Here is a 14,249-nt window from a genome sequence, read left to right as displayed (position 1 = left end):
GACTCCTTATGCGTTTTCTGCTTGAGCAAGAAGATGTTGAGTAAAGCGGAATAGGTAGTGTGGACCACCAGCTTTCGGGCCAGTACCCGACAAGCCTTGACCACCAAACGGCTGTACGCCAACCACAGCACCAACTTGGTCTCGGTTGATGTAGCAGTTACCCACTCGAGCGTGTTTCTCAATCCAACGGTACGTGGTTTCGTTACGGCTATGGATACCCATCGTCAAGCCAAAACCCGTCTTGTTGATCTGCGCAACCACGTTCGGTAATTCAGACGCTTTAAAGCGAACAATGTGCAAGATTGGACCAAATTGTTCTTCTTTCAGCACATCGATGCCCGAGATTTCAAACGCACTTGGTGAGACAAAGTCACCATGCTGGCACGATTCATCCAGCTGTAGCTGAGCGACTTTAGTCTGTGTTTTACTCATTTGCTCAAGGTGAGCAAGGAGTTTTTGTTTTGCATTGCTGTCGATAACCGGACCAACATCCGTTTTGTGTAGGTAAGGTAAACCAACATGCAGCTCGTTCATCGCACCTTGAATCAGGTTGATCATACGGTCTGCTACATCTTCTTGTACAAATAGAACACGAAGGGCAGAACAACGCTGACCGGCAGATGCAAACGCTGAACGAATCACATCACGCACCACCTGCTCTGGCAATGCAGTACTGTCCACGATCATTGCGTTTTGACCACCTGTTTCCGCAATAAACGGAACCGGTTTCGCGCTGCGCTCCGCAAGCGTGACGTTAATGCGTTGCGCAGTTGCCGTTGAACCAGTGAATGCCACACCAGCAATAGCATCATGAGAAGTCAGTGCATGACCAATCTCAGCGCCGCGACCAGTAAGTAACTGAATCACACCAGTAGGGAAGCCCGCATCAAGCATTAGTTCAATAGCGCGAGCGGCAATTAAGCTTGTTTGCTCAGCAGGTTTTGCAACCACAGTGTTACCTGCAATCAATGCTGCCGTTACCTGACCAAGGAAGATAGCCAACGGGAAGTTCCAAGGGCTAATACATACAAACACACCAAGACCTTCACGGCTAGAAATGCGTTTCACACCGTCAAAACCTTCTAGCTCAAATGGCTGTAGGTTTTGCGCTTGTTTCGCGTAATAACGACAGAAATCCACTGCTTCACGAACTTCATCAATGCTATCGTGAATCGTCTTGCCCGCTTCTTTGTGACAAATCGCCACCAGTTCAGCCAGATTTTCTTCCATTAAGTCAGCAAGCTTTTCTAAACAAGCCGCTTTTTGCTCAACAGGAACACCTTTCCAATCAGAGAAAGCAGTTTGCGCCGCATCAATTGCAGCGGAAACATGATCAAGTGTTGCAAATGCCACCTTGCCGACTTCAATTCGTCGATCGTACGGTGCGGTGATGATCTCAGCCGCATTTTCCTTGATCATGCTTTCGGCAAAACGCTCACCATTGATCATCGGGCCTGCAACCCACTGATTGTCCATGAAGCTTTCTACTTGCGCTTCAAATGGCTTCGCCTCACTGTCGATATCAATGTTGACGCCGTATGAGTTCTTACGCTCAGGGAAGATATCGGCAGGTAATGGGATCTTGTCGTTGTGTAGCGTGTCAAAACCCGTCAACACATCAACAGGATGATGAGTCAACTCGTAAATCGGACAACGCGCATCAACCAGACGGTGTACAAACGAGCTGTTCGCGCCATTTTCAAGCAGACGACGAACCAAGTACGGAAGAAGATCAGCATGGCTACCGACAGGAGCGTAAATACGTACTGGCTGACCATACATTTCCATAACATGGTTATACAGTGAATCACCCATACCATGTAGACGCTGGAACTCGTACTCTTTGTGCTCAGCCATAACGGCGATTGCCGTCACCGTGTGGGCATTGTGGCTTGCAAATTGTGGGTAGATATTACCGCGAACACCTTCGCTAAGTAGGAAACGAGCACAAGCTAGGTACGCAACGTCCGTCGCTTCTTTGCGAGTGTATACCGGGTAATTAGCGTAACCCGCTTGTTGAGACCACTTGATTTCGCTGTCCCAGTACGCGCCTTTAACCAAACGCAGCGGAATAAGGTCACCCTGCTCTTTTGCGAGTGCGTTTAGCCACACCAAGACTGGTAGAGCACGTTTTGAATAGGCTTGAATAACCAAACCAAACTTGCCCCAACCTTTCACAAGATCGCTACGGTACACTTTCTCGAATAGCTTCAGAGAAAGCTCAAGGCGATCCGCTTCTTCTGCATCGATTGTGATTGCAACGTCGACTTCAATTGCACGTTTCAATAGCTGCATTAGTGAGTCATACAACTCTGTCATTACACGTTCTTCATTTGCGACTTCGTAGCGCGGGTGTAATGCAGAAAGCTTGATGGAAATCGAAGGCGCAGGACTGGTGTCATTGCCGTAAGTCTCTCGACCTACCGCTTCGATCGCCATTAGGTAATCTTTGAAGTACTTGTTCGCGTCCGCTGTGGTTAACGCAGCCTCACCTAACATATCGAATGAGTAGGTGAAACCTTTGTCGCGCATTGGGCGACCGTTCTTTTGCGCTTCTTCGATCGTACGGCCACGAACAAACTGGTGACCCATGATCTTCATTGCCTGATACATGGCTTTACGAATCACAGGCTCAGAGAATTTATTTACCAGACGGTTTACAGCCTGACCTGGGCTCTGGGTGCCTTGCTCACCAAGACCAACCACTTTACCTGTTAGCATAAGTCCCCATGTTGATGCGTTAACAAACACAGAGTCAGAGTTTTTCAGGTGAGATTTCCAGTCTGCGACGCTCAACTTATCTTTAATCAAAGAATCTGCTGTCGCGGCATCTGGGATGCGCATTAATGCTTCTGCAAGACACATCAGCAAGATACCTTCTTGAGTATCTAAGCTGTATTCCAACAATAGAGCATCAATCATCTGGATTGACTTCTTATCGGCACGAATGGCTTCGATAAGTTGGGTCGTTTGGGTAGTGATCGCCGATTTTTCATCCTCTGTCGGCGTCGCTAGTGGCAATAGTTGCTCTAGCCATTGAGACTCGTCCACCATATACAATGGCGAGATCAGTGACCACAACTTATCAAGCGGCTGCCCGATAAATTCCGGTGTCAACACGTTCGTAGCTGTAAACATGTGTGTTCCTCAATCTCACTCCTCGAAAACCGCTTCGAGGATTATCAATGGCTGGCAGTGTATTTTGAGGCCGATAAGAATACTTGTCAAAAACTACGACATTTTTGCCAAAAACTCGCTTTTATAACAAAACATCCACATAGTCACATTCAAATAGGTAATATTTTGTGTTGTAAATTTTAATTTTTTCATTGCAATCACAACAAAATGTCAAGAATATCAATAAGATTTTTGTGAAGCGTCCGCTCTAAGAGAAAATGTAGGATCAAGTGGCATATCAGTCACACCAAAGGACAGAGAATTTAACAAAACGAGAGATAGGTCACGTGAATAAAACACAATAAAACCATGCATATTGCATGGTTTTATTCTGATTGCTGCTAATTTGACCTAAAAATACGCGTTGTTATCCAACTTGTTTTTTATAACGGGATGGCGAGATTCCCTGTAAGCGAGTAAAAGTATGAGTAAACGTACTCTGGCTTGAGAAACCAGTGAATTCGGCAATTTGCCCTAAAGAAAGGTGGCCTTGCTCGATTAATTCACGAGCCATGTCGATACGCTTTCCGAGAACATATTGATGAGGTGTAATCCCCATCTGCTCCTTAAACAAGCAATGGAACTGACTTTCCCCAAGAAACACTCGTCCCGCTAATTGAGCCACACTGATCTTATGGCTAAGGTGCTGCTCGATGTAGCGATCAATCGCCTCCAAATCAAAGCGTGACTCTTTTCGGCTAGTCTCAAATGCCGAGATATGGCGCTGCATTAATGCAATCACGGTGTCATTGCACGCGCGACTTAACAGCAGATCATCCGGATGGTTTCGCATTTCCTGAACCAACATCTGTATCAGCTTCTGAATTTGACCGTCTAACTGAAAGTAGACATGGTCTCTCTCCAGATTATTGATTTTCTGCAGCATTTCAGGATCATCATTTGTCGGTTTTGGCATATTCAACACCAAAATATCCGATTGATTAATGACGCCACCGAAAGCATGATCAGAGCATGCGGTTACCACACAACCTTGACCAGGACCGACAAGATTACCTCGTCCACGCACTTCAAATTCGGCTTGTCCTTTTAAACCAATCACGATCTGTGTGTAAGAATGATCATGGCAATCCATATAAGACGGAAGTGTGATCAGTTCTGCTGGCTTAGGCAGCATAATCTCTTGATATGGCGGGGCTTTGGGGTTATCTGAATCACTCATTTTAAACAGTCGTCTTTACACGGTCAGCTTACGTCTTGGCATCATATACCTTCCTTGTTGGGTTGCAACTTTTCCCCAACTCAATCGCACAAGATCAAAACAGCATGATCAAGCTCGTTTACATGATCATAGTTCCGGAACGATGATCATGCGAGGTTAACTTACGGTCAATGAGCAACCAATTTTCTTAACAAAAACGGATAGATAGAAGCACCTTACGTATACATAACCAATAGATATAAAGATCCTTGTTACCGAACAATCCGTTATTTGGTAGAACACTGCGGTTCAAAATAGATAAATCGCCTCATAAACAGATCAAAGCCACCTCTTGAAATCAACATAGAGGGATTTCCCCCTTACTAATATGCTTCTGATTCAATACATTAGTCCTCGAGCTTTAAGATGCATACGATCTAAAGCTCTCGGTATCTCATTGATACCTCTAACTTACTTAGCAGACCCTCGCTAGGTAATTTAGAACCTCTTCTACACGTCGACAAGATTATATCTTGTGTTGCCAGCCCGTCTTCAGGCTGGCTTTTTTTCGCTTCTCAACAATGAAAACAATGGCATAAGCTGATATTATAGCTTTCGTCTCACTGTCCCTCTCATATGACTTAGGCGCCGTTCTCCCTCTCGATGATGAACGCCAACTAAATTACAACTGAGTTGTAGGAAGCATGATCAAGGACGATACGAGTTGTAAGCCGAACATCAGGCGGACATCCGTGAGCGCACATATCTGTAATGAAACAGACCATTTTCCCAATTAAATTCTTCGTTCAATTTCGTTGTTGTTTATCACTGTGTGACGAAAATATCGAACACCATGAACTTAATTGGATTGAGCGCCAATCAACGAACGTGTTCTAGCAACATGACTGCCTACTTGGCAATGTCAATATTAACAACGCAACACGGACGTCTCTGTATTGGTAAAAGCAGTATGTAGTGAGTCCTTTTGTGAATATTTCAGTCGATACCATAGAACAATCCGTCCTTAAACAGCTACCAGGTTGTTGGGGATGCAAAGATAAAGATTCGGTATTCCGCTACGTAAATCAGGAATACGCAGAACTGTTGGGACACACGTCGCCCGAGGAGTGCGTCGGTAAAACTGATTTTGAGATGGCGAGCCCAACCACTGAATGTGCACAAGAATTTCAACGCCAAGATAAACACGTCATCGAAACTGGTGAGTCACTCAAAATTCTTGATATCCATCCTTATCCAGATGGCCACTGGCGAGCGCATATCTTTACTAAAACACCGTGGCGAGATGACAATGGTAACATCGTAGGGACCATTTTCTACGGAAGAGAGCTCACCGACACCGCCGTGATTGAAGTCGGGTATTGGGTTTGTCGTGCAATCAGCACCAACCCTAATCAGCAATCCATCTTTCGTTTCTCTGATTTACAGCCAAAACCTGAGAAGCTCACATGTCGCGAGCAAGAAACGCTTTTCCTCTTGCTTTATGGCAAGAAGCCACAATTCATCTCTCAGGTCATGGGCATATCAACAAAAACCGTTGAAGGTCACGTCGCACGCTTACGTAATAAGTTTGCAGCGAACAGCAAGAACGAACTAATAGATAAAGCAATGGAAGCTGGCTACGGCTCTGTTGTACCCAAAACGCTGCTTAAGCATCAATTATCGGTAGTGTTGAATGGAGAGCGATAATTCGCGCCACTTTCCACCTACAAAAACACCGCCCAAGTGGCGGTGTTTGTTTATTCATGAGGCAAGAGAGTTTATGGCGCTAGACGGTCAATGTCCCAACTTCCATCATGTTGGGAGAAAAGAAAGCGATCATGAAGACGGTGTTCACCACCCTGCCAAAACTCAATGCTCTGTGGTTTTACGCGAAAGCCACCCCAGAAGGTTGGAACCGGTATTTCACCCTTAGCAAATTTCTGTTTTAGCTCTAAAAACTTACCTTCTAATACGCCTCGAGCAGAAATACGGCTACTTTGCTTGCTCGCGATTGCGGCTAATTGGCTCTCTTTTGGACGAGAAGTAAAGTATTTCATATTTTCTACGGCGGTGAGCTTTTCCGCCACACCAGTAATATGAACCTGGCGCTCTAACGGATGCCAAGGGAAGTGCAAACTAATATTGCTGTTATGCTCAAGCTGCTGGGCCTTGCGACTGCCTAGGTTGGTGTAAAATACAAAGCCATTTTTGTCGACGTTTTTTAATAGAACAATGCGTTGAAACGGCATGCCATTTTCATCAACCGTTGCAACTGTCATCGCAGTCGGGTCCGTTAAACCCGCTTCAACTGCTTGCTCTAGCCACAGATTAAATTGATCAATAGGATCAGCTTTCAAATCTTTACGACGTAGCCCACCTTTGGTGTACTCACGACGAATATCAGCAAGTTCCATCTTTACTCCTTCACTCGTTTTTGTCGATTGTGCTCCCGATACTGAGGAAATACAAGGACATCATTGTGCTTGTTATCGTTGCCGCTCACAGCATCACAGTGTGTCATTTGATACCATGACACAAAAAAACAGTGAGCTGATCGTGAACTTACTCAACCCTAAAGCCCTACGCCATTTTCTACTGCTGCTGTGTGCCGTTGGCATTTCAGGGCTTGCGCTTACTCATCATTACGCAACTCAATACCAACATGATCAGTGGCAACAAAAGCTAGAGAGGCAAGCGGCGCAAGTGTCGCAAGAAGTCGACTACGAGCTGGCAAAGTTTGAACAGATACCAAACCTATTAAGTCACGATCCGAGATTACTCAAAGCAGTAGAACGCGGATCGCCCTCTCACGAGCTCAACCTATTGTTAGCAGATTGGTTGAAACAAAGTTTGGCCGATACGATTTACGTTCATGACCGCACAGGGTTAGTCATTGCCTCAAGTAACTTTCAGCAAGAAGATACGTTTGTTGGTTCCAGCTTTAGCTATCGTCCCTATTTTAAAAATGCGCGACGCGGTGAACCAGCTCAATATGTCGGGTTAGGCGTTCGTTCAAATAAACGTGGGTACTTCTTCTCATCTCCGCTTTGGGTAAATGATGAGGTCGTTGGCGTGATCACGGTAAAAGTGAATTTGGAGCAGTTAGAACAGCGTCTTTCGCAAACCACGACGGACGTACTCATCACGGATAAACACAATGTCGTGTTTATGAGCAATTTGCCTAACTGGCGCTATCGTGCACTTTTCCCGCTGTCACCGAGTGCGATAAACGAGCTTACCGAAACGCGTCAGTATGGCGATACCTTACCAGAGTATTTTGGTGAGCTTACCGCGCAAAGTGGCGTCAGCGAGTTTGCTGATAATCAATTGCTCCTCTCACCCAATTACCTCGCATACGCGACACATTTATTGGATAAAGGATTTCGCGTCGTTGCCTTGATAAACCACCACACCGTCCTTGCCGCCGTTTTACAGGCTGATATCGTCTTCCTGATTCTATATGCGCTCATTGCGCTCATTGCGTTAGCGTGGTTCCAAACACTAGTGAACAAGGCACGCCTAGCCGACCTTAATGTGAGCCTAGAAGAAAAAGTGGTGCAACGAACCTTAGTGTTGAGTAAGGCCAACCAAAAACTACAACAGACCATTCATCAATATGAGCAAAGCCAGCAAGAGCTCAAACAAACGCAACAAGAGTTGACCCAAGCCGCGAAATTGGCATTGTTGGGTGAGCTGTCTGCCAGTATTAATCATGAGATAAATCAGCCACTTTCCGCACTAAGAACCTATACCGAAAACTCGCAGCGTTTGTTGGCAATGGAAAAATACCCAATGGTCGCCGACAACTTGGGCAAAATGCTAACACTCAATGACACCATTTCGGAAGTGATCGCACGCTTAAAAGTCTTCACTCGGAAAGCCACGCACGATTCACACAATGAAATCGCGGTACTGCACGACGCAGTACATACTGCCACCAGCATTTTGAGCAACAAACTCATTAAACAAGGGGTGACATTAAAAGTCCCAGCTATCGATTATAATGTGAAGCTAGCAATTCACAGCGTTGAGTTAGAGCAAGTTCTGATCAATCTCTTCCATAATGCTGCACAAGCGATGGAAAACTACTGCATTGATCCGCAAATATCTATTGCCGTTCAGTGTCATGATGACAGCTGTGACATTCTTGTTTCTGACAACGGGCCCGGCATGTCGGACGAAGCCTTAGCAAAAGTCTTTGACCCATTTTTTACGACTAAGCCAGAGGGCTTAGGATTAGGTTTGACCATCTCCAAACGCATTTTAGAAAGCTATCACGGTTCACTCAGTGCTTATAAACATCAGAACACGGAACAACAAGCAGGAGGCATGACCTTTATCGTGACACTGCCAATCGCTATCCAAAACCAACGCAACCCAGAAGTGGAAAACAACCATGAATAATCCCGTTTTCTTTGTTGATGATGAACCACATATTCGTGATGCCGTCGCTCAAGCACTGCTTATTGAAGGGATAGACGTCACCTGCTTACCAAACGCCGTGGAAGCCTTACGCGTTATCGACCCAAATACGCCAGCGATCATCATTACCGATATCCATATGCCTGTGATGGATGGATTGGAGTTCATGCGAACGTTGCGAAGCAAAAACGATCACTTTCAATTTATCGTACTTACCGGACATGGAGATGTGAAAACCGCGGTGGATGCGATGAAAAGCGGCGCGTACGACTTTCTCGAAAAGCCTTTTTCAACGGAACAACTGATGAAGTCGCTCAATAATGCTGGCGATAAGTTGAATCTATTGCAGGAAAACATCTGGCTTAAAAAAGAGCTCGACATGCAAACTCACGTTGGTCCGAAAATGATTGGTCACAGTAAAGCCATGGTGAGCATTCGTCGCGCTTTGATCAGCGCACCAACGAACCAGCCGATCATTTTTGTTGGTCAAGATGGCACAGGTCGCCGGCTCGCCGCACAATTTGCCCACGACATACATGCAACGCCAGACAGCGAGTTAATCGCCGCTTCTGGTGAGGATCTCTATGAGCTTTCATTAGAAGCCCTCGATAAAGCCATACATCGCTTGATTGAAGGAAAAAGCCATTGCAGCTTGTACTTACATAGTGCTGAGCATGTGTCATATGAACAATGGCAATGCTTGTTTAACCACCCGAAACTTGAGCGTGTTTTTGGTGCAACAACCCAAGTCGATCCGTCTATCAAAGCCCTAGCTAGTCTAATTCACTTGCCGACACTCGATGAAAGAAAAGAAGACATTGGACCTTTATATAAGCACTTTGTACGCCACGCTGCGAGTCGTTACCAGCTTCAACCGCCACACATTAGCTTAGAAGAAGTCAAACATCTGACCGATTTAGAATGGCCAGAAAATATTAAGCAGCTGCGCCAATTTGCAGAACTTCGCGCGCTCAAGCCAGATACCTTCCGAATGGAAGATTGGAACAGTGAAAAAAGTATCGAAATTCAGAGTATGACTCAGCGCACAGAATACTTTGAATATTGCTTATTATTCGATGCACTACAAAGACACCGAGGCAGACTCAAAGAGGTTCAACTAGAATTACAGGTATCACGCAAAACCTTGTACGACAAACTAAAAAAACATCAGTTGGATAAAACCAAGTTCAAGGCGCAATAGCCATACTCTGACGATATCTTCATTTTTCTTTTGCTAGAGAAGCATTGAAAACGCTCATTCGGAGAGAGAATGGTCTTCGTCTCATATTTTTATTCGCCGAGCATACTGACATGATCGGTTAATAATAATAAGATCAAAAAGATAATCAGCATTTATATAAGCAGGGACTGTGATGAGCCGAGATAACTACAACAAACTCAACAATGAAGAGTTGGATTTTGTTGACGACAAAACTGCAGCATTGCTCCTCAACACCCCCAACAGCGCACGTTTGATGCTCTGGGTGATGGTGTTGTTTTTTATTGCTGCAATAGGCTGGGCATCTTGGGCCGAAATCGACCAGGTCACTGTTGGTCAGGGAAAAGTCATTCCCTCTTCACAGATTCAAGTTGTCCAAAACTTAGAAGGTGGCTTAGTCAAAGAAATTTTAGTCAAAGAAGGTCAGTTGGTTGAAAAAGGTCAGCAGTTACTTCTTATCGATGACACTCGCTTTCGCTCTGATTTTCGTGAGCGTGAACAACAAGTTGCCAACCTAACTGCGTCTGTGCTGCAACTCTCAGCTTCAATCAACAGTGTTGCCGTGAATCGTGATTTTGAAACGGAAAACTGGCGCCAAAGCGTAGTACTCGATTATGGCAAACTGACCTTTCCACCAACTTTAGAAGAAACTCAGCCGAAACTCACTCAGCGCCAGAAAGCAGAATACCGCGAAGATTTAGACAATTTACGCAATCAACTTTCGGTGATTGACCAACAAGTTCAGCAAAAGCAGCAGGACTTAGTAGAGATTGAAGCGCGAGTAAGGAACTTACGTCAAAGCTATCAATATGCGAAGAAAGAATTAGACATCACCAAACCGTTGGCTGATGAAGGTGTTGTGCCTCGTATTGAATTACTCAAGTTACAACGCCAAGTCAACGACACCCGCCGCGAAATGACTTCCAGTGAGCTCAAAATCCCGGTATTAAAGTCAGCGATTCGAGAATCCATGCTTAATCGCATCGATGTTGCGCTCAAATTCCGCTCTGAACAGCAAGAGAAACTCAACAGCGCCCAAGACCAGTTATCTGCCTTGGTTGAGTCAGCAGTGGGTTTAGAAGATAGAGTTAATCGAACCGTTGTGAACTCGCCAGTAACAGGCAAAATCAAAACGCTGAACATCAACACCGTTGGGGGTGTTATCCAGCCTGGCATGGATATCGTCGAAATTGTACCAACTGAAGATACGTTATTAGTAGAAGCGAAAATTGCGCCCAAAGACATTGCATTTTTGCGCCCGGACCTACACGCCATCGTGAAGTTTACGGCTTACGACTTCACTAAGTACGGCGGCTTAGAGGGTGAATTGGAGCACATCAGCGCAGATACAACCCAAGATGAAGAAGGAAATAGCTTTTACATCGTTCGTGTCCGCACCGATAAAACGAATTTTGGTCAAGATGCAGATTTACCAATCATTCCAGGAATGACGGCATCGGTCGATATCATCACAGGGAAGCGAACCGTTTTGGAATATCTACTTAAACCGATTTTAAGTGCCAAAACGAACGCCTTGAAGGAGTAAATCACACCAAGGTACTCACAACGGCGAGTATTGAGCGATAAGTGATTAAATAAAAAGCACTTGTTTCTCACTGACGAACCCTTTAGAAGAGTATACTTGTGATATGAGTCGAATATGCGATCCAATTTGAAGCGTAAAGTTACATTATTAATCAGTTTAAGTTGTTTTTCGTTCCAAATTGGTGCGTTAAGCAGTAAAGAACAACAATGGGTCAATACGGTCACAGCGGTGTACGGCGAACGTGCGGGATTGCGCGTAAATACATGGCGAAAAAACCTCGACTTATTTAAACAATTAGAGACACATGAACAGCTCGCTGGCGTCAACGACTTTTTTAACCAGCTGTATTTTGTTGACGACATAAAACTGTGGGGAAAGACAGATTATTGGGCTACGCCACTCGAATTTTTAGGGAGTAATGCAGGGGATTGTGAGGATTTCACCATCGCCAAGTACTTCTCGTTACTCGAGCTAGGAATACCAGATTCTAAGATGCGTTTGATCTACGTAAAAGCCATCGAACTGAATCAGTTTCACATGGTATTAGCTTACTACCCAACCCCAAGCTCTGAGCCGCTCATTCTCGACAATATCAACCCTGATATTGTCCGAGCCTCTAAACGTAGCGACTTGCTACCGATATACAGTTTTAATGGTACAAACCTGTGGTTGATGAAGTCTTCTGCTAGCACTGGAGAGCTGGCAGGGAAAGCATCACGGTTGAGCCTTTGGAATGACTTACGCTCGCGCGAACGTAAGTTGCAGTTAAATAAACCTAAAATTAACTATGACGAGTGAGAAACATGACCCTATATAAGAAGCTTGTAGTGGGAATGGTTACGGTCTTTATACTCTTGTTGGCATCAGTATTCGTAATCCAATTCAACACGACTCGAGACAGCTTGGAACAACAGCAACGTTCAGAGGTCAACAACACCATTAACACCGTAGGTTTGGCATTGGCTCCTTACCTTAAAGACAAAGATAAAGTCGCGGTAGAATCCGTGATTAATGCTCTGTTTGACGGCAGCACCTACTCGGTTGTTCGCCTGACCGCTTTAGATTCTGACTACCAAATCGTGCGCACTTACCCGGTTAAACCAAGTACGGTGCCACAATGGTTTATCGACATGAATCTATTCAAAGCCATTCACGATAAGCGCGTAGTGACCAGTGGTTGGATGCAACTTGCTGAAGTGGAAATCATTAGCCACCCAGGAGCAGCTTACGAGCAGCTCTGGCAAGGCTTTATTGGTTTGTTATCTGCATTCAGTGTCATTTTCCTGGCTGGTTTAATTGCGATTTCGTACATCCTCCGTCGCTCACTAAAACCATTAGCGGCCATCGTGAAGAAAATGCATGAAATCGCTAATAACCAATTTGGTGAACCACTTGCTCGTCCAAGAACTAAAGATCTGATCGCGGTGGTAGATGGCATTAACATGATGTCTGCTCAAATTGAGCTGTCATTCAAAGAACAAGCGAAAGAGGCACAACGACTGCGTGCTCAAGCTTACCTCGACCCTATCTCCAAACTGGGTAATCGCTCGTTCTACATCAACCAAATAGACCAATGGCTTGCAGAGCAAACGCAAGGGGGTATCGCGCTACTCCATGCAGAATACATTGGTGACATTTACGAGACAAAAGACTACCAACGCGCCGATGCCCACGTAAAAGAGTTGTCTCAACGTCTGAAGAACACCATTGATGTGCCGGGAGCTACCATTGCGCGCCTGTCTAGTGATGAGTTTGGCCTGCTTTTCCCACACATGGATGAAAGCGAACTACGCATTTTGGCGGACAGCATCGTGAACTGCGTTAACGGGTTGAACACTGACCCAACCGGTCTAGCCAAACCAAAAGCAGCCTTAGGTGTTGCGCATAGTAAAGACCAAAAAACGCGCTCTGAAATCTTATCTATGGTGGATAATGCGCTCTCGAAAGCCAAAGCTCAACCAGACAAAGCTTACGGCTTTATCGGCAGTGACACACCTTCTAACTTAATGGGTAAACAGCAGTGGAAAGCGCTGGTTGAAGAAGCGATTCATAGCGATTGGGTTAAATTCCGCTTCCAAGCAGCGAAGAACACTTGGGGTAAAGTGTTCCATAACGAAGTGTTCTCAAGCATCGAAAAAGAGGGCGAAACGTTCCGTGCCAACCAATATTTATTCGCACTAGAGCAGTTAGACGCCACCAATATTTTCGACCAATACGTTATTGAGTCGATGATTAAGATGCTAGAAAGTGGCGAGCTAACCGATCCTGTCGCGATCAATATTGCGCAAAGCAGCTTGTCTCAGCCATCGTTCATTCGCTGGACCACCAGCATGTTGGAAAAACACGCAAAAGTGGCCTCTAAGCTACACTTTGAAATTCCAGAGGAGTGTTTTATTGATCAGCCTCACCACACGGCGCTGTTATGTAATGCCATTCGCCAATCCGGGGCTGAGTTTGGCGTAGATAACTATGGACGTAACTTCCAATCATTGGAGTACATCCAAGAGTTCCGCCCTAACTATGTGAAGCTCGATTACCTATTCACACACAACTTACACGACGAAAAACAGAAATTCACGCTAACGTCGATTTCTCGTACTGCCCATAACCTAGGCATTACGACTATCGCGTCGCGTATTGAAACTCAAATCCAGTTGGACTTCCTCACCGAGCATTTTGTTGAGGTATTCCAAGGATTCATCGTCGACAAGGAATAAAAAGGTTTA

At 45.2% G+C, this 14,249-nt stretch carries 9 protein-coding genes; 6 read left to right on the top strand and 3 right to left on the bottom strand.

What is annotated here, in order from left to right:
* Positions 1-6: 6 nt before the first annotated feature.
* Together putA and P4S59_RS16955 are read right to left on the bottom strand one after the other, a co-directional pair.
* Positions 7-3,138, bottom strand: coding sequence for a bifunctional proline dehydrogenase/L-glutamate gamma-semialdehyde dehydrogenase PutA (gene putA / locus P4S59_RS16960; RefSeq protein ID WP_114322688.1), 3,132 nt, complete (start codon positions 3,136-3,138; stop codon positions 7-9).
* A gap of 406 nt (positions 3,139-3,544) precedes the next feature.
* Positions 3,545-4,357, bottom strand: a complete 813-nt coding sequence (locus tag P4S59_RS16955) for an AraC family transcriptional regulator (protein ID WP_006740882.1) — start codon at positions 4,355-4,357, stop codon at positions 3,545-3,547.
* A 966-nt stretch (positions 4,358-5,323) separates the two neighbouring features.
* Here P4S59_RS16955 and P4S59_RS16950 point away from each other — a divergent pair.
* Positions 5,324-6,043: a helix-turn-helix transcriptional regulator gene (locus tag P4S59_RS16950; RefSeq protein ID WP_337168727.1), complete on the top strand. Its 720-nt coding sequence runs from the start codon at positions 5,324-5,326 to the stop codon at positions 6,041-6,043.
* A 71-nt stretch (positions 6,044-6,114) separates the two neighbouring features.
* On the opposite strand, the gene pdxH is transcribed toward P4S59_RS16950, so the two are convergent.
* Positions 6,115-6,750 carry a pyridoxamine 5'-phosphate oxidase gene (gene pdxH, locus P4S59_RS16945; RefSeq protein WP_005392142.1) on the bottom strand — a complete coding sequence of 212 codons (636 nt, stop codon included), beginning with the start codon at positions 6,748-6,750 and terminating at the stop codon, positions 6,115-6,117.
* Between the two features lie 115 nt (positions 6,751-6,865).
* On the opposite strand from pdxH, the gene P4S59_RS16940 reads away from it, so the two are divergent.
* The 5 genes from P4S59_RS16940 (at position 6,866) to P4S59_RS16920 (ending at position 14,240) form a co-directional block, all read left to right on the top strand.
* Positions 6,866-8,740, top strand: a complete 1,875-nt coding sequence (locus P4S59_RS16940; RefSeq protein WP_337169194.1) for a sensor histidine kinase — start codon at positions 6,866-6,868, stop codon at positions 8,738-8,740.
* Positions 8,733-9,959 carry a sigma-54-dependent transcriptional regulator gene (locus P4S59_RS16935; protein ID WP_150917357.1) on the top strand — a complete coding sequence of 409 codons (1,227 nt, stop codon included), beginning with the start codon at positions 8,733-8,735 and terminating at the stop codon, positions 9,957-9,959. The genes P4S59_RS16940 and P4S59_RS16935 overlap by 8 nt, the downstream gene beginning before the upstream one ends.
* Positions 9,960-10,131: 172 nt before the next feature.
* Positions 10,132-11,523 carry an HlyD family type I secretion periplasmic adaptor subunit gene (locus tag P4S59_RS16930; RefSeq protein ID WP_005392136.1) on the top strand — a complete coding sequence of 464 codons (1,392 nt, stop codon included), beginning with the start codon at positions 10,132-10,134 and terminating at the stop codon, positions 11,521-11,523.
* Between the two features lie 114 nt (positions 11,524-11,637).
* Positions 11,638-12,321 (top strand): transglutaminase-like cysteine peptidase, encoded by a 684-nt coding sequence (locus tag P4S59_RS16925; protein WP_005392134.1) that lies wholly within the window; start codon positions 11,638-11,640, stop codon positions 12,319-12,321.
* 5 nt (positions 12,322-12,326) lie between these two features.
* The gene (locus P4S59_RS16920; RefSeq protein ID WP_031780239.1) at positions 12,327-14,240 is read left to right on the top strand and encodes a bifunctional diguanylate cyclase/phosphodiesterase; all 1,914 of its coding nucleotides are present in this window, start codon (positions 12,327-12,329) and stop codon (positions 14,238-14,240) included.
* Positions 14,241-14,249: the final 9 nt, after the last annotated feature.

This window comes from Vibrio sp. M60_M70 (assembly GCF_037162085.1).
Classification (GTDB): Bacteria; Pseudomonadota; Gammaproteobacteria; order Enterobacterales; family Vibrionaceae; genus Vibrio; species Vibrio diabolicus.
Note: the sequence above shows the minus strand (reverse complement) of the source record. Positions and strands in the feature narration are given on the sequence as shown.